Raw genomic sequence first — 26,472 nt, 5'->3', positions numbered from 1 at the left:
CAGCTGAATCATTCAATGCCAAGATAAAAGCTTTTCGCTCCCAATTCAGAGGTGTGAAAAACGTATCCTTTTTCCTTTACAGACTCTCTAAAATATATGCTTGAAAAATACTTCTCCCCAGATTTTCAGATTGATCCGATAAAAGCTTAATGAAGCTACTAAATAAAGAACAAACGCAAATTCTTAGATTAGTTAGAAAAGAACTCCGATTGATTCCAAAAAATTATTATACATATCTATGGATGGCTCTAGGGATGGCCGTTTTCGGATTGCCTCTAGGTATATTCTACGGTAAAATCATAGATAATATGGGATTAGTGTCTCTTGGTTTACCTATCGGACTAGGTATTGGGATAATGGTAGGAATGGGGTTAGATAGCAAGGTTAAGAAAGAAGGTAGGCAAATTAATGCTGACTAAATTAAGTAAATCAATATAATGTAGCCCCGAACCGCTAACACTATATACTCAAACATGTCTCAAATAGAAAGTCTGTGCTTACTTGCTAAATATGATTTTCAGCTGAAAAATCATTGCTTGCATTCATCGTACTTTTTTTGTACTGTATGACAAGTTTACTCCCTGAGGGATTTTTTATACCCATATTTTATCTCTGTCCCTTCTTATCGAATAATTTTAGAATATTTTGTTGAATTTGATTATTGCTTTTAACGGACAATGATTTAGCGAAATATTTCGATGATTTAATAATTATGATTTTGACGTCATTTTTGTTTAATGTAGAATAGTATAAATCAAAGATTTCTTGAAATGTAAGGAAATTGATGAAAACTTGATTAATGTACTTAAAAATGTATTTTAAGCCTGTTTTATTAAATAAATTATTACCCGTTAGATTATGTATTATTGGATTTTATATAAAAATATTGTTTAATTTTTTGCATTTGTTAAAAATGTCACATACTTTTAAACCAAATACTAAAGTAATTTAGTTTTAAGAAATTTTATTTCTACCAAAACCCAAAACCCTAAGTCGTTGTCTTTTATAGTACTCCTACTATTACACTTTAACCCCATCTTCACCATAAACTCTGTTTATGGTGAAGATTCTACTAATCTTAAGAAATTAAATTTTTATAGTTCCGATTCAAATTTTGTTGATAATAATACTTATATCAATAATAATGTAGATAGAGGATCTTTTAAACATCATGACGTTAATAGCTACAGAACATTTAATGATGAATTAAGCGTTTCCTCCTCTCCGAAAGACTTGATGAATTATGCTTCCATTTCATATGAGTCCTCTATAAATCCGGATTCTGTTGACTTTCATATAAATCGTGCAAATGCATTATTCGCAGAGGTAAATGAAAATAATAGATTTGTTGATTACTTGACTTTAGGTCAATCTTTTCAACTCCCAGTTGGTGTTCAGAAGTCGATTGGTGGTTTATCTTATACTGTAGTTTTTAATCAGATTAGCTTAACTAATGAAAAGGCTTATATCGATGCCTATTTAGTTATTGAACTGCCTTCTGAAAGACGACTGACTTTTATGGGAAGAGATATTGAGTTTTCGGTTGATGGTGGGATAAAAGGATTAGGAAGAGTTGAGCTCTTAGGAAACAATAATATTACCTTTTCTGGAGACGAAGAAAGTCAAAATATCTTATTTACTTTATTCGGAGGTGACCCGGTTAATCCTGGTAATACCTATGCTGAGTTTGATTGCTATGGATTTAGGGAGCTTTCAATTGATGCGGGAGTTACATTTTCTAAAAAATTTATAGTAAAGGAAAACGCAGATGGTAGTCTTTCGGATGATAGAGTTACCTCAAGGTTTACTACAAAGGTTTCAGATTGGAACGATATTATAGTAGCTGTAGATTTACCTAAATTTCAAATGGCCAATTTAAAAGATTGGTCATTTGAAGTTACTGAAGCCGTATTTGATTTTTCAGATAGTCGAAATTTAAGCAGTATAGTGTTTCCGCCTGATTATAGTTCTCCTCTTTTTTTAGAAGAAGGCAACACTAATTGGAGAGGGTTTTATTTACGGGAATTGGTTATCACCATGCCTGAAGCTTACAATAAAAGAAATCAATCGGGAAGGACTTCTTTTTCTGCCAATAATCTCATAATTGATGAATTAGGGTTGACAGGTATAATTAATGCCCAAAATATTTTAGGGATAAATGAGGGTAATGCAGATTCATGGAAAATGTCTGTTAATAACATAAATCTAGAAATTATCAGAAATGAATTAAGCGCTGGAAATATTAATGGGCAAATTGAGGTTCCTTCTTTAGAAACAGAAGATCCCCTTTTGTATTCTGGAACATTTACAGAAAATGGTAATTATGATTTGATTGCACGATTGCAAAGCACAGCTGAATTTGATGTTTTCAAGGCAGATCTAAACCTAGCTTCAAATTCGTTAATTGAATTAAAAGTTATTGATGGTATGTTCAAACCAAGAGCCGTCTTACATGGTAACATGGATGTTAAACCAACCAATGATTCGGGAAAGAATGGTGCAGAAGTCAATGGTTTGTTATTTCAATCTTTGGTATTGCAAACAGAAGCCCCTTTTATTGATGCGCAATACTTTGGGTTTGAGCAAAATTCACAAAATAATAAAGCAGGCGGTTTTTCAATAGGAATTGAAAAAGTAGCCATTCAGACAGAACCAGATCAAAATAGAGTAGGAATACTGGTTGATATGAATGTTAACCTCGTAAATGCAAATGATAATGGTTTTGGTGCAAAATCTTCGCTTGCTATATGGGCTAAACAAAGTAGTATAGAGAATGAAATAAGATATGAGTATGATGAGCTGGATTTAAGAGGAATAGCAATTGATGTAACCCGAAATGGTTTTTCCTTTAAAGGCAACTTAAAATTTTATGAAGGGGATAACACTTATGGAGACGGATTTCGTGGTTCAGTCCTAGCCAACTTTGGTTCCAGCGATAAGGCTGTTGAGGTTCAAGCTACAGCCTTGTTTGGCGCAGTTGATGGTTTTAGATATTGGTATGTAGATGCATTTGTTGAATGGAAAAATGGTTTTCCAGTTGTGTCTCCATTTGCGCTTAATGGTTTTGGTGGTGGTGCCTATTATCACATGCGACAGCAAGGCTTGAATGAAAATATTGGAAATGATTTGAGTAGGTCTAATTCAGGAATAGTTTATATCCCCGATAACTCAGTTTATTTGGGGTTGAAAGCCTCTGTTATTTTCAGTATTCAAAATGCAGAAAGCACTGCAAATGGAAAAGCTGAATTTGGAATTTCATTTAATCAGAGGGGTGGAGTAAATCAAATATCTTTTGACGGGAGTGTTGAAATGATGACTCAGGAATTTATTTCTGATTTAGATATAGTGAAAGAAGCGGCATCGCAGGTAGCAAGCCAAGAGGCTATTAGGTCGAAACCTAGCTCAGCTTTTAGAGGAGATGTTAAGTTGCTCTTTGATAACAGTAATAAAAGTTTTCATGGAATTATTGACGTTTATATCAATGCTGCTGGTGGAGTAATAACAGGAAGTAATCCAAATTATCTTGCTGGTAGATCGATTATTCATTTTGAACCAAATTATTGGTATATCCATATTGGAAAGCCCTCGAATCCTATTGGGTTGCAATTTTTAGGTCTAGCTAAGGCCAACAGCTACTTTATGATTGGTGATGATATACCTGGAATTCCCCCGCCACCCCAATTAGTTCTAGATATTTTAACAGATGAACAAAGAATAAGAAATGAGGAAATAAGAGCTGAGGGTCGGAATTTGGCTGGATTCAGTTCTAATAGAGGTTTTGCATTTGGTGCAAATTTTAATCTTGAGACGGGTGAAAAAAAGCATCTCGCTATTTTTTATGGAAGGTTTGCAGCAACAGCTGGATTTGACATTAATATGTCAAAATTCAATGCAAGTTGTGGAAATCAAAATGATCTGGTTGGGATCAATGGTTGGTATGCTCAAGGACAAGCTTATGTAGGTTTGTTAGCAACAATTGGCATGGATATAAATTTGAAATTTATAAATAAACGAGTTGAGATTTTTTATGGGGAATTAGCAGCTTTAATGCAAATAAAGGGTCCAAATCCCTTCTGGTTAAGAGGGGACGCTTCTGGCACTTTTAGCGTTCTGAATGGATTAGTTGAAGGCAGTTTTGATTTTGAGTTAGAAATTGGGGAAGAATGTGAATTAAATTCTGAGGGAAGTCCATTGGAAGATATCAATATTATTGCGGAACTGACTCCCGAAGATGAAACAGATGAAGTAGATGTTTTTACTACTCCACAAGCAGTTTTTAATATACCTGTTGAGAAGGAATTTGAATTATCAGACCTAGACGGTAATCCAATCTCATACAGGGTTAAATTAGATTATTTTAGACTAAAAGATGGTAATAATTCCCTTGAAGCTGATATTTCATTCAATGAGGAGAAAAAAGTTTTCGTGTTAGATCCCGTTAGAGTATTACCGTCCGAAGCAGAGTTGGAATTGGAGGTTGAAATTCATTTTGAAGAATATAAAAATGGCATATGGACTACTTATGAAGAAGATAATGATGTAGTTACGGAGAATTTAAAATATAAATTCACGACAGGATTACAACCCGATTATATACCTAAAGATATGGTTGAATATTCCTATCCTATTGAGGGGATGACCAATTTTTATCAAGCTGAATCTCAAAAAGGCTATATAAAATTAAATGATTTAGGTTTAATCAGACCTTTTGAAAAGGAAGGTAGATGGGATTTGAAAGCTAGCTTTACAGCAGAAAATGGTGATTCAGTAAAAACAGATTTTACATACAATGAAGATCTTGGAGAAGTGAGTTTTGATATTCCTCAGCTATCAAATGATAAGATATATCATTTCCAATTGCTAAGAGTACCAAGTCAGGAAAATGCGTTGGCGGACAGTAATGTTGAAACGGTAAGAAACACTTTAAATCAGACTCCAGATGGACAAAATATCGATCTTGAAATTCAAACAATGGAAGCCGAAGGAAGTATAGAAGCTTTAGCTGAAGAAGAAATATATTCATTTTACATAAGAACAAGTAAGTATAATTCATTAGAAGAAAAGCTTTTTTCTGAGGATTATAAGATTCGTTCTGGTACACGGCAAACAATTCGCGAAGGAGTTCACATGCTCACTATGGATATTTCAAATGGAAAGGAACAGTTCGATCACTTTGAAATAAACGGAACTCATAATATTCCTCCTTTAATTCAATTAGAAGCTGCTTTTACAGATAATAATTGGTACCAAAATCACCTAGGTCCGCTTTTGTATGAAGGGTATCCATATTTTGAAAACGGACAAGTAACGAATACTGAGTCAAAAATTTATGGTGTCCCACCTGTTGAAGCCTTTTATTTTAATCAAAATGACAATTATATCAATCTGAATCAGGAAGAAGAATTTAGCCAATCTTTATACCAGCAAGCAAACGATTTTAGTATTAAGTATATAGCTGCTGATTACGTAGAGAAACAATATGCAGAATTACGAAACAAAGCATCTTCATATTATAGGAATAAGTCTAAACCTGATCGGGTACAGAATTTACTGAATTCTGTTTTTCCAATTATCAGAAAAGGACTTTATGGTACAAATTTTAAATATGTGCTACCCGGTGGCAGAACCGGACTTAGTGATTTTGATTTAAGCTTTTATAGTAATGTTGGTCAGGTAGAATGAAAAAGCTTAAAATCATATTGGCATTTAGTTTAATAATGGTTCAAATTGGGCAGAGCCAGGATTTACCAAGTTTGGGAATTACTGCTAGATATGATTCTACGCAAAATATAATGATGCTCAGGTGGGCACCAGAATCGGCAAAGTTGTGGTTTGCAGCAAATAAGTATGGTTATAGTGTTGTCAAATATTATTATCAAAAAGATGGAGAGCTATTAACTCCACCGCTGAAAAAAGAAATTTTGGCAAACAAAGTGAGACCTAAGCCTTTAGACGAGTGGGAGGAATTAGTGAACCGAAGCGACTACGCAGCTATTGCAGCCCAATCTGTTTATGGAGAGAGTATAGGTGTCACAAATGCACAAGAGGATATTTTTTCCATCGTCAATAAATCGAAAGAGGATCAGTCTAGGTTCTCCTTTTCGCTTTTTGCTGCAGATCAATCATTAGAGGTAGCTGATTTCTTAGGTCTTTATGTGGAAGACCATAAAGTATCTAAAAACGAGCGTTATTTATACAGAATTTATGTAAATGTTCCTGACAGCATTATGCAAGCTGATACTGCTGCAATTTATTATGGTCCTGAAGATTATTCGAGTTTACCAGCACCTAAAGTTGAGTCTGTAGTTCAAAAAGATGATTTTGTAGTACTTAAATGGTTAAATGGACCGTATCTCAATATATTTTCTAGTTATTCAATACAAAGATCTTTCACAGGAAAAGATTTTGATAATATAAATTCCCTCCCCACAATCAACTTTGAATCTGGACCAACTAAAAGTAATTTATTTAACAGTTTTATAGATACCACTAGATATGAAGGAAAGGCATTTTACAGAATTTTAGGCAAAAACGTATTTGGACAATTAAGTATTCCTTCTGATACCTTTTCAATTGTAAAAATGAAATCTTATGAAGTTCCAATACCAAAAATTGATTCTGTTGAATTTAACGAGAATAATTCCAATGCAATCTATTGGTCCGCTAACGGAGCTTCTGAATTTATTGATAAAGCTTTTTTGGAGAAATCATATAAATCTGAAGGTAGGTATGAATTAGTTGAACTAGATAGTTTATTTAAGAATTCCTACTTAAGTGATACGTCACCAAATGAAATTAATTATTACAGAGTTGGGATTACCGCAGGAGAAAATGTGAAATACTCTATGCCTTTTCTCTTTCAAAATATTGATAGTATTCCTCCAGCTATACCAGCTTTTTTCAATTATGAAGTTGAAGATAGTGTAGTCAAGCTTAGTTGGTATGCCAATACTGATGAAGATATAGCAGGATATCGAATCTATAAAAGTATTAAAAGAAATGCGGAGCCATCTTTAATTTACAGTGAACAAAGTTTAGATACGACTGTAATTTTAAAAGAGAATTTATCCTTTATCAACAATGAGAGATATTACTATTTGGTAGCATTTGATAAAAATGGGAATGCTTCGGCATTATCTAAAAGATTTAAAGTAAAATTACCTGACATTGTTCCACCCACTCCACCTCAAATTAGAAATGTAACGCAGCAAGGAGATACGTTGACCATTGATTTTGTAAAAAGCTCAAGTAGTGATATCGAAAGTTATTTGCTTTATCGAAAACTAGAGGACGATCTATATAAATTAGTTAAGCAGATAAATCCCTCCCAAAATCAATTAACGGACATTGTAGAAAAAGGAGGAAAAAATTTTTACAGATTGGTCGCAATTGATTCTTCAGGTAATGAGGGTGTATCAAAACCTTACTCATTTTATGTAAAAATTAAAAGTGAAGAGGAATTTAAGTATGAAATATTTGAAGGTGAAGACTATGTAAGTGTGCTATGGGAAAAGAATAGTAATTATGAAGCGCAAAAAGTAAAAGTCTATTATAAAATAAATGATACCTATAATCTGATTAAGGAAGCTAGTATTCGTGAAGGAGAGCTTCTAATCGAAAGGAAAAATATTAAAAAAGAACAATTAAAAATTATCTGTATTTAGATGAGATTTCTTAATGCAAATATTGTAATAGTATTCTTACTCTTCTTTTCTTATTTTGTAGAAGGTAGGCAGATAGCTACTAATCCTAATAATATAATAAGGGGAGATACTTTGGCTTGCTTAAACTCTGAAGAACTTTATGTTGCTTATGTTTTTTCTGGACCTGAAGGATGTGGTTTGAATTACCAATGGACTGTTTCTGGAGGAGAATTTAGTGATGGTTCAAGGTCAAAAACTGGAACGGATATTACCTTTGTGGGTGTGATTTGGACTTCCCATGAAAACTCATTACGTGTAACTGTGGCCTCTAATAACATAGCCGACCCAACTGGTAGTAATGAATCTAATTGTATAAATGTTACATCACCTATATCAGAATCAGGTCAAATTTCTGTTAGTATAACAGGTAACTCAGAAGAAACTCCTCCATTAAGCTCTTGGACTTTCAATGATGAACCTGACAATGTTTCTTCTGTATGTTCAGAAACTGAACAAATAATTGTGAGTGAAGAAAAGGGGGTAGCTCCATCTGGTTATTTGGTAGAAACAAGACTTTATTATTTAGATGATACGGGCGAAGAAGTAATTATAAAAAATTGGGATGAAAACCAACTAGATGCCGGTACATTCGAAATTGACTATACAGATTTACATAAAAAAGTTACGATTGTAAGTGAAAGTAGATTTAGTAGTTGTATAACTACGACAAATAGTGAGGATTTTCTAATTGATTTTTACCAAATACCTAAATTTGAATTTGAACCAGTTAATCAACCAGAATGCAAAGGAGAAGAACCTAGTGTTAAGGTTAGCTTAACAAATGCAAATTTTTCATCTGTTATCATCGGGTTATTTAAACCAGATGGTGATACTATCTCTTTTCAAGTAAACTCTGATACCGCAAATTATTTCATTTTAGATAATTCAATTACGTTCAAAGAATATATTCCTAGAGATAGCATTTTTGAAGATGTAAAGATTGACCTTATTCCTGGTTCTTACAATTTAACAATGGAACCCCTCATATTGAAAGATAGTGCAGAAATTGAATATCCTTGTTTTGTATTGGAGAGTTTTAATATTGAATCCCCTCCAGTGGACTCTATTTCCCGCAATATAGACACGGAGAAAATTGAACTTAACTGCCCTGATGACAGTGTGACAATTCGATTTCAAATGGTGAGGGAAGGTGATGTAAGTTCACGCTTTGACTACCGATTATATAATCAAGATTCTCTAATTTATGAAGCGGGCAATCTTGAAGGTGAATTTTCCCACTCGGTGGGAGAAGGGGAATATTACTTCATAGGCAAAAACTCTATATGCGAATGGGATACTGAAGCTGTATTAAAAAGTGATACAGCTATTGTAGAAAGTCATTCATTTTCATTTACAGAACAACCTAGCTCTGAACTGGAAGATGGTACTGACTTCCATATTAAATGTAGAGGAAACAGTACCGCTTCCATAAGAACAAAAGCTCAAGATGCTTTAGGGGGCCTTTTAGCATATAGATTAGAAAGGATAGAGGGAGGAGATTCTTACCAAGTTATTGAGAACATCGAAGAAATTAATAATAAGGAGGTTGAATTTATAAATTTGCCCGCTGGAGATTATCAAGTGAGGGTTAAATATTTCAATTGTGTTCTCTGGACAGCTGATAATGTTATTGTTTCAGATCCAATAAGAATAACAGAACCAGATGAGATTGAATTGGATACGAATGACATTGAGTCAGAACCTCCAGTTTGTAGAGATGGGGATGATGGTTCTGTATCTTTCATTGTGACTGGAGGAATTCCCGAATATTCGATTATTGAAGCAACTATCAATGCAGAGATAATTGATAAGAACCATGAGCGATATACTTTTAATGGTCTAACAATAGATAGCCTTTCAGCATTTGACTCTATCACTTCGGTTGTTTTTGCTGATTCTGAATCATGCGATAAACAATTTGATATTGACAATTTCACTGTTGGTCAGCCAGAGTCACCTTTTCAATTTGTTTCAGAGAATATTATAAATCCGCTCTGCTATAATTCTTCGGGAGAATTCCAGTTTTCAATCGAAAATGCCAATACTCCAAATATCAGCTGTGATGTTCTAAGAATTGAAGATGAATCAATTGTTGAAATTCCAGATGTAAATGATTTTTTGATAGATGAGGATTCTAATTTTTCATTAACTGAAACTATTGTTTTTCCAGATGAAGAGATTCAGAAAGGCTATAGTTACAAACTTATTTTGAGTGATGGAACTTGTACAATAGAATCTGATACCATAAGTTTTGAGACTCAAATTCAACCAACTCTAACAAATTTAAAATTTGGAGAAAATATAGAAAACTATAATGATAAAGTTTATCTAAAATGTTTTAACGATGTAACTACTGTAACCTTAGATTTAGTTGATGCAGCAGGAGATTCAGCTTCATTTTCTATATTAAGAAATGGTAAAGAAATAGATAGTTCAAACTTTGAGGTTATAAATGGAAAATTACGAATTGAGAATGTTAATGCTGTTGGGGACTCTTTAGCTAGTTATAAAATTCAAGGGTTAGATACAAACGATTGCCAGTTCCAAGATTTTAGTTTTACGATTCATCAGGCTTCAGCTGGGTTAGATTTATCAGATTCAGAAAGTGTTGAGCTTTTCGATATTAATGATACTTCTTATCATGTTAGCTATGCTAACGCGGCTGATGGAAAATTCAAGATTATTGCTAATGGAGCAGTTCAAAATGAAAGCGATTTTGGATATGAGATAGCACTTTTTGAAAATGGAGATTTAACCTCAGCAACTATAAAGAAAGATGTAGATTTTTATTTTTTTGATGGTTTGAAAGCAGATGTTGATTATAGAGTATCAATTTCTGATGCTCTTGGTTGTACCAAAGACACTACCTTTCAACTCAAAGCACCCGCCCCAATTAAGTTAACAGAACACACTAATTCTTACAATGGTTATGAAATAGCATGTGCCAATGGTTCTGATACAATATTTGTGAATACTTCTGGTGGTATTTATCCGCATACCGTAGAATTAATTGATATAGATGATTCAAGTGGGCGAACCTTAAGAATAGATTCAGCTAGTCAAAATATCTTTTTTCCCGAAGTGCCTGCTGGAACTTATAAATTTATAGTAAGAGATAAACAGGATCAGGAGGGAAATATTATAAATTATGAAAGGGAAAGAGAATTTTCAGCCTATACATTAACAGATCCTGAAAATGAAGTTTCTTTTGGTGTAGACATGACTAAGCCCACTTGTTTTAATGGTCATGATGGAACGCTAACTGTTATTCCAGCTGGAGGCGTTCCGTTTGCTGAAACTAATTACAAAATTCTATTTAAGAGAAGAGGCCAAAATGGGAATATCATATTACAAGAAACTACGGGTCAACTTGTATTAGAAGATTCTGTAGGTTTGTATTATGTAGAAGTAGAGGATGCAAACGGTTGTGTAGCAAGTGGAGAATTCGAAATTGAAAATATATCTAGCATAGATTTAGCTGAGCATTCAACTGAACCTCCAATATGTGTTGGTGATAATTCTGGAAGTATTCTAGTACGGGCAGAAGGAGGGAGGAGCCAATTTAATGGAAATAATGGCTACAAATTCATTCTTAAAAATGAGTTGGGTTCACTAATTGAAGAGGTAAATGAGTATCAGATTAGCAATTCCTACACTTTTGAAAATTTATATGCTGGTAAATATGAAGTTACCTTAATTGATGCAGCTAATTGTAGTATTAAGGAAGAAATTACATTGGAGGAGCGCTCTGATTCCTTGGTTTTCAACTCTATAAATTATCAACCCTCTACTTGTACAAATACCAATGATGCTATCATCAAAATAGAGAGCAGCGGTGGAGATGGAGACCATCAACTCTCTATCGATGATGGTCAATCCTGGGTGTTATCAGAAAAAGAAGAAAATTCAGCTACCAATAAATTCTATTATGAATTTCAGGGACTAGCAGGAGGAAAGCCATATACAATTTTGCTGAAAGATAGCAGCAATTGTGGTATAGAAAGAACGATGGATATTCCTAAAACTGATTCAGTAACTGTAAATATCACTACAAAATTTATCACCTGTACTGGTGGGAGTGACGGTAAAATAACATTAGAACCATCTTATGGGAAGGATTTGAATATTTTCAATTTCTCTTACGAATGGTACAAAGGGCAGGAAAGAATTCTTAATGAAACTCGTCATGAAATTGATTCCTTATCCGCAGGTCGGTATCAGGTTCACGTCATGTATGACGACATTCAATGTTCCAAAAAAATCTATGATGTAGAAATAAATCAAGCAAATGAAAAGTTATTGATTTCTGATCTCAAAGTATCAGATTACAACTGCAATGATTCGGGAAAGATCTTAATTCAACCAAAAGTACAGGGTGGTTGGGGATTAAATAAGTATAGCTTTCAGTTGGATCAGCAAGAATGGAAAGATATATCTGCTGAAGGTGATGGTGATTTTTACATTTCAGAGCCATTAACCGCTGGTTCTCATGTTTTAAGGTTTAAGGATTCTTTAGGCTGTGAAGTGAGTAGAAGTTTCGAAGTGAGTTTTTCCAAGCCAGCTTTAAATCTCATAGAGAAGAATGATGTCTCCTGCTATAACGATAATAATGGTGAAATTTTTGTGCAAGGGGAATATTTAGATATGAAATACACGCTTTTTGGGATTGCTGATACCTTAGATATGAATGCTAAGAATGGTACAATTTTTTCCGGGCTAACCTCAGGACAATACCAAATTGTAGCAGAAAAAGATAGTTGCATTTCAGATACCCTAATAATTAATATAAATAATCCTAGTCCACTAGTAATAGAACCATTTATCGTTCAGAATGCCTCATGTGGTAAATCAAATGGAATATTGTCTGTAGACATAACTGGAGGAGTTGAGCCATATGATACAATTTGGAAAAACTCTAATAATCAAATCGTAAGTTTTAATGGCTTAGAATCTGGCCAATACTCTGTAGAAATTACCGATAAAAATGGCTGTACAGCAGACCGTGATATATTTCTTTCAGAAGTTACAGATATCGAAATTGAACTTTTTTCACATTCACCTACTTCTTGCGGCCTTGATAATGGAAAAGCTAGTATTAAAGTTGAAAATGCAGTAGAGCCATTTGAAATTTATTGGAATAACACTGTTTATAATTCCACTGAAGGTTTAAGCCGAGATAGTTTGGCTGCTGGAAACTATTCCATAAAAGTTATTGATGCACTCGGATGCCGGCAAGACACGGTGATTAACATTCAGCCAAGTGAAGGAATTAATGTAAGTCTTGAAAATGCAACCTATACGGATTGTGGTATTGACAACGGTTTTGTTGAATTATCAATTGAAGGAGCAACTAGTGGATATATTATTGATTGGCCAGAAAATATTAACCCGATAGATAAGAATTCAGCTACCGGTTTTTTAGGTGGAATTTTTTATGAAGTTACAGTACGTGATAGTTTAGGTTGTTCAACAGATTACGAATTCAAAGTTCCAACCACTTCTGATTTAGAGATTAATCCTACAATTAAACTTCCATCATGCGGAAATAGCAATGGAAGTATTGAGATAGATATTTTGGGAGGCATTTCTCCGTACAAAATTGAATGGGAAACTGATAGTTTAATGGGTAGTAAGCTGGAAAACTTAGCTGCTGGGCAATATAGTGTAACTGTAGAAGACAGCGTAGGATGTATCGAATCAAAGCAAATTACTTTATATGATGACGAAACTGTTTTTCCTGATTATGAATTGGAAATTTCAAATCCATCCTGCTTGAATGATGATGGTTCAATAGAATTAAATTTACTTAACAATCCGTTTGATTTCACCAGTTCATGGCTAGATTTTCCATTTAATGCTTCTGTCCGGTCAAATTTATCTTCGGGAACTTATACTGCCATTTTAAGGAATGAGGAAGGCTGTTATAAAGAGATACCAATCGAACTTAACTCAGCACCAAGACCAAGTTTAAATGAAACTGAACTAATCAATCCATTATGTGGAAAAGATAATGGTACAATTAAAGTTACTGCAACAGATAATATTCAAAAGTATTATTGGTCTCATAATGAAGACTTAAATCAATCAATAGCAAATAATTTAGCTCCAGAAAACTATTGGGTTGTGGGCGAAAATTTTCAAGGCTGTTTGACCGATACTTTAAAATTCACACTTGAAAATATTAATACAAACCTTTCTGCTAGAATTATTTCTGATAAACCAGCAAGCTGTGTGAATGCTCCAGATGGAAGTATTTCTGTAGAAGGCTTAAATGGAAACCCACCTTATCAATTTAAATGGGATGATCCTAATAATCAAAAAACTTCAACAGCAACAGGATTATTTCCAGGTGACTATTCTGTACTGATCACTGATTCAAGCAGCTGTACTCACCGACTGGATTATTCTCTAGGAGTAAGACCGCCATTAGCAATACTGAATTTTGAAAGTGTACCTCCAAAATGTGCAAACAGCGAAGATGGTCAAATTACTGTAAATGTAAGAGGCGGCAGTGGAAATTATGAATACGAATGGTCAAATGGTGAAACAAGTAAAACCATATCAGGTCTCAGGTCTGGTATTTATAATGTTAAAGTATTGGATGGTGATTACTGTAGTATTGAAAGTGAGTTTACATTAAATGCCCCTAAGCCCTTATCTGTGATTCAAAATGTACAGCCACCAGTTTGCATTGGTGAAAAAACTGGTTATGCAAATTTAAGTTTTTCCGGAGGAGTTGGTAATTATTCTGTTGAGTGGCCTGACGGAATCACTAATTTAACTAGAAACGACCTTGAAAAAGGCATTTATAATGTATTGGTTTCGGATGCAAATAATTGTTCAAGCATATTTGAAATTGTGATACCAGCAAAAGATGAAATTATTTATAATTATGAAGTAATTCCACCTAAATGTCTAGGCGATCAAAATGCACTAATATCACTTAATATAATTAGCGGAGTTGATAATCCATTAATTCAATGGTCTAATGGTCAGATAGGATCAGTTTTAAGGAATATTGAAGCTGGAGATTACATTTTTAGTATTCTGGATAATAATAACTGTAGTTTCACTGATACAATCTCTGTTTATGATCCTCATCCTTTAGAGGTTACAAGCAAAATTTTATCAGAGCCTACCTGTAATGGTAGCCGGAATGGCTCAATCTCTGTTAATATCGAGGGTGGAAACAGTCCATATAAGTTCAAATGGGAAGATGGGAATTCCACTAAAAATCGGTCTAATCTGGGTGCAGGAATATATAATTTGGAAATCACAGACCAGAATAATTGTTCATTATTTCAGCAATTTTTATTAGGAGAACCAGAACCTATTCGCATCAAAGAAGATAGTGTGAAAAATGTCACTTGTTTCAATGCTAATGATGGATTTATCTTTTTAGAAGCTACTGGAGGAACTGGAAATTATACTTATAATTGGTCAGATGGATATCAGGGAAACGAGCGAACGAACTTGTCACCAGGTTTATATTCAGTGTCAATTTCAGATGAAAATAATTGTGCTGCTAATTTTGACTATCGAATAACTCAGCCTGATCCAATATCTATAAATTTTGAGACATATGAGCCAATTTGTGATGGAGCAAATGATGGCAGAATAGAAATTTCAGTTCAAGGTGGAAATGCACCATATTTAATTGAATGGGGAACAGGCGAAACTGGTTCAATACTAGATAATATTTCTGCAGGCACTTTTAATGTTCAAATCTCGGATAGTAAAGGATGTAAATATTCTAGAGATATAACTTTGAATCAACCTTATGGAATTATAGTAACTAATTTGGAGAAAAAAGACCCTTTATGTTATCAGGAAGCGAGTGGTTACGCAAAAATATTAGCGAGCGGTGGAAATGGTAATGTGCAGGTAGAATGGGAGGACGGATTGATAGCAACTGAACGTAACGATTTACTGGCAGGAATGCATAAAGTTATTTTAAGAGATGAAAATAACTGCTTCAGGGAATTTGAGTTTTCTTTGAATGAGCCTTCAAATATTACAGTTGATAATATTCCAAGTGAGGTCTTTCTATGTGGAGGTTCCAGTTTAATTCTAGATCCAGGTGCTTGGAAAACTTATAATTGGAAATCTGATAATGGATTTAGTAGTGATGAAAGAGAGGTTGAAATTTCTGCCGAAGGGAATTACACTTTAGAAGTAAGTACAGAATTTGGATGTACTGATGTAGTGAATTTTGAAATAGTAAAAGATGAAAATTTACTGTCAGCAGATTTTCTATTGACTTCGGAAGCAGTAGTTGGAGATACAGTTGTAATTGTCGATATCAGTTGGCCGATTCCTGATTCTATTCGATGGGATAATTTAGATAATCCGGATGTTTATGTTGTTAATCAAAATGACTTTTATCAAGAAATTATTTTTACCGAAGAAGGTGATTTTGAGCTAGGAATGCATGCATTTACTGGTCTCTGTCAAGATTACACTAGAAAAGCAGTCGAGGTGATTTCCAGGGAAGTAGCAGAAGAAAAGCAAGCTCAAAGGTCAATAGTAGATAAGGATATTGATTTCGATATTAATATTTATCCTAATCCTAATTTTGGGAAATTCCGACTAAACGTAGAAGCAAATCAACTGACAGATGTTGAGGTCACTATTTATGATTCCAATAAAGGAATATTCATCAATGATTTTAAAGCTAGAAAAGCTAAAAACTTCGCCTTTGAAATTAAAGATGGAAGTCTTAAACCAGGGGTTTATCTTGTAGTGGTAAAATCTGGAAAATTAGTGAAAACAGAAAAATTTATTGTTAGATGAGGCACTCAATTCTGATAATTTTTCTGTTGTGTGGTATTTGCGGAAAATCCCATTCTGCTTTTAGTCAATCCTTTCAAAAAGTTGATGGTTCAGGAATACCTGCTCTTGGAAATGCTCAGATAGACTGGTTAGATTATAATAGTGATGGAAATATAGATATCATCATTTCTGGAAATGATGAGAGGGGTATGGCTATATTTGACGTTTATCAAAATAAAGGTAATAATACTTTTTCTGCTGTTGGTTTACCAGTAGCTGCATTGAAAAGCAGTCGATTTTTATTAGATGATTTTAATAACGATAATCGGGTCGATATTCTTTATACAGGAAGGGATTTGAACAACCAACCTTCCACAATTTTACTTGAAAATAATGGAAGTAATTTTAATATTAAAAGCAGCAACCTTCCTGCCATAAAAAATGCTTCTTTATCCGCGATTGATTTCAATCAGAATGGGAAAGTAGATATTTTGATTTCAGGTCAGGATGCAAATAATGATATTATTACAGAATTATGGACTAATAGTGGAGATGATTTCACCAAGAGTACTCTTCAATTTCCACAAGTATTTAACGGAAGCTGGGCAGTAGTTGATTTTGATAAAGATGGATACGATGATATTGTAATTTCGGGCGAGACAAGTATTGGCAATTTCAGGACAATACTATTCTATAATGAATTCGGTAAAGCCTTAAGAGAAAGTAATAATAGTATCCTCAATAACCTACTGATCAAAAATATAGAGATTACTGATTTTAATCAAAATGGCAATTTAGAGTTATTCATTTTTGGAAGAGATGGATTTTTTGAACCATTTGTAAAATTAATGGAGTACAATGATGGCAACTTTGCTGATTTGAATATTTCATTACCAGCACTTTCATCTGTTGTTTCTCAAAGCATCGATTCTGATAATGATGGAGATAGAGATATTTTACTTTTCGGGCTATCATCAGGAAGTCAATACGAAGGCAGTTTGTATGTCAATGATGGTAATGCAAATTTTGCTAATAGTGGCGTATCGGTTGGAACTCTAGCTAATGGAGGAATCACTGTTTCAGATTTAAACAATGATGGCGCCTCCGATTTTACCTACAGCGGTTTTACAGATATAGATCCTGCAAGTTCCATAGTTCAATCCCTATATCTGAATGAAAATATTACGAATAATACTACTCCGGAGATTCCCAATGGGCTGAGCTCTATCTCCATTGGAGATTCTGTAAAGCTTGAATGGAATGTTAGTTCCGATGATTTAACCTCTTCAAATACTATTCATTACAATGTATATGTGGGAACAGCCCCTGGCAAAACGGATATCATTTCTCCTGTTTCAGGCTTATCTGTAAATCAATTACTCTCCAATAGAATAAACCGAATCTCTAATACTTTAGAAATACTAACTTCATTGGAAGAAGGGGAATATTTTTGGTCTGTTCAAGCTATTGATAATGCTGGAAATGTCTCAGCATTTGCAGCTGAGGAAAGCTTTTCGAGTTGTTATAAACCAGATTTAGGTCCTGATTTAGAAAAGTGCAAATTAGATATTGTCAATTTATCAATCGGCACTGAAGATGATGTGGTGAATTGGTATTCAAAAACGGATGGACTTCTCCTGGCTGATAGTAATAATTTTGATTATATAGTTTTGCAAAGCGATACTATTATTGCGGAGGTAAATAAGCCATTTGGATGCACAGTTAGTGATACAGTTTTTATTAAGATGTTGGATTTGCCTTCTGAATTTTTACCCAATAAAATTCAGAAGTGTGAACAAGAAACTGTTGAGTTTGGGATAGGATTACCAGGACAAATAGTGAATTGGTATAGTGCTGAAAGTGGATTAATGTTTGCCGATCAAGATTCCATTTCTTTCCAGGTAAATAGTTCAGATACATTAATTGCCGAAATCATAAATGAAAATAATTGCTCCATATTAGATTCTGTTATCATCGAAAAATTTGATTTACCCACTCAAGTAAGTAAAATTGACACCACTATTTGTGAAAAGTCTGAACTCGAGTGGTCGATTGTCGGTGATTTTAAAGAAGTGCAGTGGCATTCAGCAAATGATGGCCTAGTTGCAGAAAATATCAATACTTTTAGTGCAATCTATAATCAAACTGATACTTTATTTATTAGTAAAACAAATACGAATAATTGTACTGTTGAAGATACCGTGGTTATTAATACACGGCCTCTTCCGACTGTTGATTTAGGGGAAGATTTACAAGTATGCATAGGTGATTCAGTCGACATAAGTCTTAATGAGGGGAACTGGAGTTCAATTCAATGGGAAAGCGCAAAATCAGGAATTTTGAACACTAATACTTCTCAATTTAATTGGTTTGTTGATGAAACAGATACCATTAATGTAATGGCTACAGATAATTTTGGTTGTATAAATTATGACACACTCATCATCCGGAAGCTTGATTTGCCGCAATATGATATTGGTTCTGATACTGTAGTTTGCAAAGGATCTGAAATTCTTCTGTCAGTCGAGGAGGAGTTTGATATTGTAAACTGGTATTCAACTTCTACTGGAATATTAAAAAGAGATAGTCAGTTTTTAGAATTTGTAGCTAATGATAGCGATACTATCTGGTCAGAAGTAATCAACTCTAATGGATGTGTTGCTTTCGATACTTTAGTGGTTAAATCAGTAGAACCGAAGAAATATGATTTAGGGAAAGATTTAACGCAGTGCTTTGGCGATTTAGTTTCGATTTCAGTACAAAATTTGACGGACAGTATTAATTGGTATTTGGGAGATTCTTTAGTGAACTACCATGGGGATAATTTGCAATTTGAGGCAGAAAATAGTGGTTCTATTTCTATTGAAACAATAAATTACCTTGGCTGTATTTCTTACGACTCTCTGAAGTTGTTGGTCAATGAATTACCTTTAAAGCAACTTCCAGGAAAAATTGAAAAATGTGAAAATGAAGTGGTCGAATTCAAGTTGAATTTACCAGATCATACCGTGAACTGGTTTAGCAGTCAAAACGGTTTGCTTTATTCAGATGTTGATTCTATCTCATTTCTACTTAATCAATCGGATACTTTAATTGCCGAAATAATTAATGAGAATAATTGCTCCGTATTGGATTCAGTCATTATTAAGAAATTGGAGCTACCCATTCAAGTATCTAAAATAGATACTACCATCTGTGAACAATCTCAATTTAAATGGTCAATTAACGGAGACTTCAAAGAAGTGTACTGGCACTCGGCCAATGAAGGTTTTCTGGCCGAAAATATCAATAGTCTAAGTAGAATATATAATCAAACGGATACTTTATTTATAAGTAAAACAAATGATAGCAATTGTACAGTAGAGGATACAGTAGTCATAAATACGCGCCCGCTCCCAATAGTAGATTTAGGAGAAGATTTACAAATTTGTGAAGGTGATTCTATAGAGATAAAACTCAATCAAGGAAATTGGGATTATATTGAATGGGAAAGTGCGATTCAAGGGAATTTACAATCTCAATCTACCAGTTTAAATTGGTATGTAAGTGAAACCGATACTATTAGAGTAGTGGCCAGTGATAATTTTGGTTGCTTTAATACTGATACCATAATTATAGAAAAACTTGATTTACCTGAATACGATATCGGCTCAGACACCATACTTTGTCAAGGCAGTGAAATATTATTGACAACAGGAACAGGTTTTGAAGAAGTAAATTGGTACTCAAGCTCTGCAGGCCAACTGAGAGCAGATAATTGGTTTTTAGAGTATGTTGCAAACCAAACAGACACTGTTTGGTCAGAGGTGTATAATTCTAATGGCTGTATCGTTTATGATTCCATCGTGATAACCGCAAATGAACCAATTCAATATTCTCTAGGTGAGGATTTCGAAATTTGTAAAGGAGAGTTGGTTAATTTAACCATTGAAAATTTGCAAGATAGCATCAATTGGTATTTTGATAATTCTTTGTTAGAAATTCATACTAGTGAAATAGAGTTTGATGCCGAATCTAGTCTTACAATTTCAATAGAAACTTTTGATTCTCTGGGATGCACTTCTTTTGATGAACTTGAATTAACGGTAAATGAATTACCTCAGCTTGATTTGCCAGAAATCTTAGAGGCATGTAAAGGGAAGGAGTTAGTGATTAAAAACACTGAAACTTATGATTTCATGAAATGGGAGTCATCCTTATTAGGCTTGATTGCTGAGAATGTTAATGAAATTTCATATTTTATGGCGGTATCAGATACCATTTTTCTAACAGCGATGGATGAAAAAAAATGCATCAATTATGATACAGTAATTATCCATCCGAATACTTTACCTGAATTTTCTCTGGGACCAGATATCCAAATTTGTGAAGGAAATCCTGTTCAGCTAGAAATTGATAATCCTGCTGATTCAATTAATTGGTTTAATAATTTAGGAGTACAGCTATTGGATACTTCAGCCATCTTAAATGTAAATGTTAATCAAAATGTTATCTGGTGGGCTGAACAATGGAATGCTTCATCTTGTATTTTTTCCGATACCATCAAAATTACGAATATTCCATTACCAATATTTGATGCAGGAGATTCAATACTAATTTGTGAGGATGCAGAAGTACAATTGACTCCTTCGGGCATCAATGAAAGTTGGACTTTAGAATGGAGCCCAGCTGAATTTCTATCTGATGCTGCAATTAAAAATCCAATCGCTAATCCTACAGAACATACATGGTTTTACCTTTTTGCAAAAAATAATGAAGGTTGCTTTTATGAGGATTCTGTTTTTGTTGCCTTAGATAAACCTGTTGTTTTAAATACTGGTGGAGATAGAACGATTTGTTTGGGTGATTACACTGAATTGGGCGGATTACCAACTGCGGAAGGGAGTAGTTTTAATTATCAATACCAATGGAGTCCGGCTGAATCCTTGAGTAGCCCAAGCGTTGCAAACCCGATTGCAAATCCGGCAGAAAACACAACTTACCAATTAATTACCTGGGCAGGGGATTGTAAAGCAGATACTGCGGAAGTAACAGTATATGTTCAAGTTCCACCTGAAATAATTCTAACTTCTGATACTACCATAGGAGCAGGAGATCAAATCCAACTCCAAGCATTAGGCGGTGATTTTTACCAATGGATACCTGCTCGTGGATTATCTGATGCTTCCATTTCAAATCCACTTGCCAGTCCAGTACGAACTACGACCTATTTAGTGGAGGTCACAGATTCTTTAGGTTGTCGCTCAGAAAAAGAAATGACAGTATTCGTGGAGAATCAATTATTTATTCCAAATCTTTTCACACCTAACAACGATGGGCAAAATGATTTCTTTAAAGTCTATGGAGCAGGAATAAAAGAAATTGAATTTAAAGTTTTCACTAGAAATGGTCAAGTTATATACAGTACTAACTCCGTGGAAGAGGTCTACAAGGTGGGTTGGGATGGAAATTACAACGGAAATCCAGTTGAATCGGGAGTGTATGTGTGGAGTATTAAAGGTCAATATTTTGATGAAAGGACCTTGAGTTTTAAGGGAAAGAATTCGGGTTTAATTAATTTAATGAGATAGCGGATGAAGAACTTTAATATAAATCTACTTTCAAATTTCAGAAAGCTCTTCACGAAAAATTTTTGCACAATAATTTGTTTGAAACTGATATTAGTTTTTTTAATCAGCTTTTCACTTAATGCCCAGAATACTCAGTTTTCAAATTATGGCTTGGGAGAAATTGCGCTAAACCCTGCAGCTTCAGCTTCTCGGAATTTAATTGGAGTTAATGCTATTCATAGAATACAACGCTACAATAGTGGAATGAGCATTAATAGTACTCAGCTCCAATTTCAGTATGCGCTTATTAATCAGTCGAAAGGAAAAAGATGGGGTGGATTTAGTTTGATAGCAAATAGCGACAAAGTTTCTGAAGGGATGCCTTATTCATTTTATAGCATAAAACCAGGATTTGCTTATAACAGTGAGGTACTTCCAAATAATTTTTTCGCAATAGGAATAGAATTTAGCGCTAATCAATCTGGATTTAATTCTTCGAATTTCACTACGGGAAGTCAATGGGTGAATAACCAAGGGTTTGATCAAACAGCAGGTTTAGGCGAAAATATTGAACGACAGCAGCTGACCTGGTTTTCTGGTGCAGTAGGGTTGATGTGGTATGATGTTAACTCAGAAGGTTTAAGACGAAACTATTTAGGATTTTCCATTTTTAATTTGAATCAACCAGAGAGAAGTTTTATTAGTGAAGAGGAAAAAGTTCCTTTTCGATTTTCAGGGCTGGGAGGATTTCAATTTTTTCAGAATAGTCGTCATTCTTTTTTTGCAGAAGCCCTAAGCACTAAAAGTTTGAATGAAATTTTTTGGGGTGCTGGTCCGAGATGGTCTTATAGAATAAAAGATAATAGTTCTTTTGACCCTTTTACAGCAGGTAGTTTTGATGTTTTTGCACGCTATTTTGCGGGCGATAGAATGAGTATAGGTACTCAAATTGCCCAAAATAATTTTTCGATGGGTTTTGCAATCGATTTACATTTAGAAAATGAAGCTCAGATGGCTTCAACTGAATTTTCTGTCAGCATTTTCAAGCGATTGGCATTTAGTAAAAAAGAAAAACTTGTTGAGGAAGATTATTCTATTGGTAGCACCCGAAACTTTGAAGAAGTGGATTATCAAGATAAACCAGTAAATGTAATTGAGAAGGAATATAGAACTTCTGTTAATCGAGATTTCTCCTTCGAACTCCGCAAAAATTTCAATTACGGATTTAACGAGACCAATTTAAACGAAGAAGCAAAATCTTATCTAGACGATATAGCGGTAATGATGCAGGCTAATCCTGCATTACAACTTAGAGTCATTGGACATACCGATAATGTAGGGACAGAAGAAGCCAATCAGAAAATTTCTGAAGAACGAGCAAAAGGAGTTCAGGTCTATCTTGAAAGTATCGGTATAGCCATTGAAAGATTGAATTATGAAGGAAAGGGAGCTACAGAGCCTTTGGTTAAAAATAATAATGAAGAAAATAGAGCTAAAAACAGAAGGGTAGAATTTCTGATTTATGCCACTAAAGATTAAATACTATATCGCATTTTTAGTTCTGTCACTTTCAATATTCAAATTGAAGGGGCAAGACCTTTCTCAGATAGGTAAGGGAGAAGCTATAAAAGTAAATGGTGGAGTTTCTGTTTCTCAACTGTTTAATAGTTCTTTTGGAGGGGAAAATAGGCGAGATCCATACAATTATTATCTCAATGGAAATTTAAATTTCTCTATCTATGGCTTAAGTATTCCGCTGACTTTCAATTTCTCCAATCAACAATTTGGTTTCCAACAGCCCTTTAATCAATATGGAGTAAGTCCAACTTATAAATGGATTACACTTCATGCAGGTTATACCAGCATGAGTTTCAGTCCCTATACTTTAAGTGGTCATTTGTTTTTGGGAGGTGGTATAGAATTACGACCTGATGGGCCGTGGAGCGTGAGCGCTATGGCTGGCAGGTTGCAAAAATCGATTGCTGCAGACACTGTCGCAGGAAATGATCCGATGTATAGACGATTTGGATATGGCACAAAAGTAGGATACAGTGGAGATGGGTATCAACTGAATCTGATTTTATTCAAGTCAAAAGACGATTCTAACTCTATTGATTATGTACCTCAAGATTCAGAGGTGCTACCCGAAGAAAATATGGTGGTAAGTTTAAATGGAAGTACTACATTGTTCAGTCAATTCGCCTTGTCTTTTGAATATGCCCAGTCTGCACTCAGTAGAAATCTAGCCTCGGATGCTATCAATCGAGAAGTTTTTGCCCCTTTCCCTAAAAATAATGTGTTCTTTACGCATCGATTATCTACTTCCTACTACCATGCCTTTAAGTCTAATCTAAATTATGGCGGAAAGGGGTTTACAATTGGTTTAGGATATGAACGAGTCGATCCAGAATATAAAACCCATGGGGCTTACTATTTCAATAATGATCTGGAAAACATCACAGTCAACGGTGCTACGCAACTATTTGAAAATAAATTAAGCATCAGCAGTAATGTAGGTTTACAAAGGGATAATCTCAATGGTCAAAAGATGAATCAAATGACGCGTTGGGTAGGTGCTTTAAATTTGAATTATACCGCTTCCGAGAAATTAAATTTAAGTTCTAGCTATTCTAATTTTCAAACTTATACGAACATTCGGTCTCAATTTGAAGATATCAATAATCCGAACCCACTGGTGCAGCCATCCGATACCTTAAATTTCACACAAATTTCTCAGAACTTGAATTTCAATGCCAACTACATCTTAAAGTCAACGGAAGACAAATCTACTGCCTTAACGGCCAATTTATCGGCACAACAAACTATAGATGAGCAGGGTGGTGAGACGCAAAATTCTGGCTCTACCTTTTACAATGGAAATTTTGGTTATGTAAATCAGTGGAAACCGCTGGAACTTAATCTTTCTGCTTCTATGAATGTAAGTTTACAAGAAGCATTAGATATGCAGAATCTTACAGTTGGTCCAGTTTTTTCAGCCAGCAAATCATTATTCGAAAAACAGCTTCGGCTAAGCCTATCCTTGGCTTTTAATAATAGTTATAGCAACAGCCAATTACAAACTACAATCATCAATTGCCGATTAAGTGCAACTTATAGTCTGAAAGAAAAGCATAACTTTAGTTTTACCAATGCTTTTATTAATCGAAAAAGTGCAGGAAATGAAGTTTCTGAAGGAACGATAAGTGCAGTATATAATGGAACGTTGACTTATAGTTATCAATTTTGAAGGAGAATGTAGGTGCGAGATGAGCAGCTCGTATATGTGAATATTTTGCCTTCAGTTTAGATGCTTAGTTTTTCCTGTGACTAACATATATTCGTAATTCGCGAATCGCGAATTACGAATATATTTTGTACATTTATACACAGAAAAAAATCATAGTATGAAAAAACACAGTGGAATGCGCCCTCATGATATTGCGATACTGCTAAAAATTGCTAGTAAGCGAAGAGAAAAGTGGCTAATGAAAGACCTAGCACAAGAATTAAAGATTAGTGCTAGTGAAATAAGTGAAAGTATAAATAGGTCAGTAATTGGAGGGTTGATAAGTAGTGATAAAAGGACATTAAAAAAACTGGCGCTACTAGATTTTTTGAAATCGGGCATTCGCTATGTATATCCCCAACAACCTGGGGCTCTGACAAGAGGTATATATACAGCTATTTCAGCTTTACCGTTAAAAAATGAGTTTATGACTGAAGAAAATTTTGTTTGGCCTTACGGAAAAGGAAAGGTTAGAGGACAAACAATTGAGCCACTACACCCAAATACACCAGAAGCTTGCATAAATGATGAAAAATATTACGAGCTTATGGCCTTAACGGATGCAATCAGAATTGGTAAAGTAAGAGAACAAAACCTTGCTTTTGAAATGTTAAAGGAAAGAATGGATGATGCTTAAAAGTCAAACTATCAATTTAAACGTTGTTGAAAAGGTTGCCTTTTCGTTAGAAGAGTTAAATAAGGATGTAGTTTATGTAGGTGGTGCTGTTGTAAGTTTATATGTAACAGACGAAGGTGCCGAACAGCCACGGCCAACCAAAGATATTGATATTTCAGTGCAAGTAAGCACATACTCACAAATGGAGGAGCTAAGGGAAAAATTAGCGAGTAAAAAGATCTATCCAGCTCCTTCTGAAAAAGTAATGTTTAGATATTCTTATCAGGACATTTTAATTGATTTTATACCGATCGAAGAAACTCCATTAGGTCCCAATAATAGTTGGTTGAAACCTGGGTTTTTAAAAGCATATCCTATTCTAATTGGTCGACCCTTAAAAACTAATTAATACATTGATTATCAATTATTTAATTAATAAAAAGCTTTGATTTTTTTGCAAGTTTTCGTATTTTCCTGACAGAAACCTTGCAAATATTGATGCATGAAACCCATTAAAAAAGCTCAAAACCAAACCAGTCTGTTCTT

General features: G+C 34.3%; 9 protein-coding genes. All 9 read left to right on the top strand.

The features are described from left to right. Nucleotides 1-149: 149 nt before the first annotated feature. Nucleotides 150-419: a hypothetical protein gene (locus tag VFM92_RS02700; RefSeq protein ID WP_325120656.1), complete on the top strand. Its 270-nt coding sequence runs from the start codon at nt 150-152 to the stop codon at nt 417-419. 577 nt (nt 420-996) lie between these two features. Further along, nucleotides 997-5,682, top strand: a complete 4,686-nt coding sequence (locus VFM92_RS02695; RefSeq protein WP_325120655.1) for a hypothetical protein — start codon at nt 997-999, stop codon at nt 5,680-5,682. Next, nucleotides 5,679-7,664 (top strand): hypothetical protein, encoded by a 1,986-nt coding sequence (locus VFM92_RS02690; protein WP_325120654.1) that lies wholly within the window; start codon nt 5,679-5,681, stop codon nt 7,662-7,664. Before VFM92_RS02695 ends, VFM92_RS02690 begins: the two co-directional genes overlap by 4 nt. Then, nucleotides 7,665-16,496 carry a T9SS type A sorting domain-containing protein gene (locus tag VFM92_RS02685; RefSeq protein WP_325120653.1) on the top strand — a complete coding sequence of 2,944 codons (8,832 nt, stop codon included), beginning with the start codon at nt 7,665-7,667 and terminating at the stop codon, nt 16,494-16,496. It abuts the gene before it with no gap. After that, a complete protein-coding gene (locus VFM92_RS02680; protein WP_325120652.1) occupies nt 16,493-22,045 on the top strand; it encodes an FG-GAP-like repeat-containing protein in 5,553 nt (1,850 codons plus the stop codon). Before VFM92_RS02685 ends, VFM92_RS02680 begins: the two co-directional genes overlap by 4 nt. A 78-nt stretch (nt 22,046-22,123) precedes the next feature. Then, nucleotides 22,124-23,563 (top strand): OmpA family protein, encoded by a 1,440-nt coding sequence (locus tag VFM92_RS02675; RefSeq protein ID WP_325120651.1) that lies wholly within the window; start codon nt 22,124-22,126, stop codon nt 23,561-23,563. Further along, nucleotides 23,547-25,271 carry a hypothetical protein gene (locus tag VFM92_RS02670; RefSeq protein ID WP_325120650.1) on the top strand — a complete coding sequence of 575 codons (1,725 nt, stop codon included), beginning with the start codon at nt 23,547-23,549 and terminating at the stop codon, nt 25,269-25,271. The genes VFM92_RS02675 and VFM92_RS02670 overlap by 17 nt, the downstream gene beginning before the upstream one ends. 157 nt (nt 25,272-25,428) lie before the next feature. Then, entirely contained in the window at nt 25,429-25,947 is a 519-nt protein-coding gene (locus tag VFM92_RS02665) for a hypothetical protein (RefSeq protein ID WP_325120649.1), read from the top strand. After that, complete coding sequence (locus VFM92_RS02660) at nt 25,937-26,335, top strand: hypothetical protein (RefSeq protein ID WP_325120648.1); 399 nt, start codon at nt 25,937-25,939, stop codon at nt 26,333-26,335. Before VFM92_RS02665 ends, VFM92_RS02660 begins: the two co-directional genes overlap by 11 nt. Nucleotides 26,336-26,472: the final 137 nt, after the last annotated feature.

It is taken from the genome of Marivirga sp. (genome assembly GCF_035704835.1).
Lineage (GTDB): Bacteria > Bacteroidota > Bacteroidia > Cytophagales > Cyclobacteriaceae > Marivirga.
This window is presented reverse-complemented; position numbering and strand designations above follow the sequence as displayed.

What these genes read in the sequence shown, in the direction of transcription:
- VFM92_RS02700 (WP_325120656.1), top strand. Translation starts at nt 150, where the DNA reads ATGAAGCTACTAAATAAAGAACAAACGCAAATTCTTAGATTAGTTAGA.
- VFM92_RS02690 (WP_325120654.1), top strand. Translation starts at nt 5,679, where the DNA reads ATGAAAAAGCTTAAAATCATATTGGCATTTAGTTTAATAATGGTTCAA.
- VFM92_RS02685 (WP_325120653.1), top strand. Translation starts at nt 7,665, where the DNA reads ATGAGATTTCTTAATGCAAATATTGTAATAGTATTCTTACTCTTCTTT.
- VFM92_RS02680 (WP_325120652.1), top strand. Translation starts at nt 16,493, where the DNA reads ATGAGGCACTCAATTCTGATAATTTTTCTGTTGTGTGGTATTTGCGGA.
- VFM92_RS02670 (WP_325120650.1), top strand. Translation starts at nt 23,547, where the DNA reads ATGCCACTAAAGATTAAATACTATATCGCATTTTTAGTTCTGTCACTT.
- VFM92_RS02665 (WP_325120649.1), top strand. Translation starts at nt 25,429, where the DNA reads ATGAAAAAACACAGTGGAATGCGCCCTCATGATATTGCGATACTGCTA.
- VFM92_RS02660 (WP_325120648.1), top strand. Translation starts at nt 25,937, where the DNA reads ATGATGCTTAAAAGTCAAACTATCAATTTAAACGTTGTTGAAAAGGTT.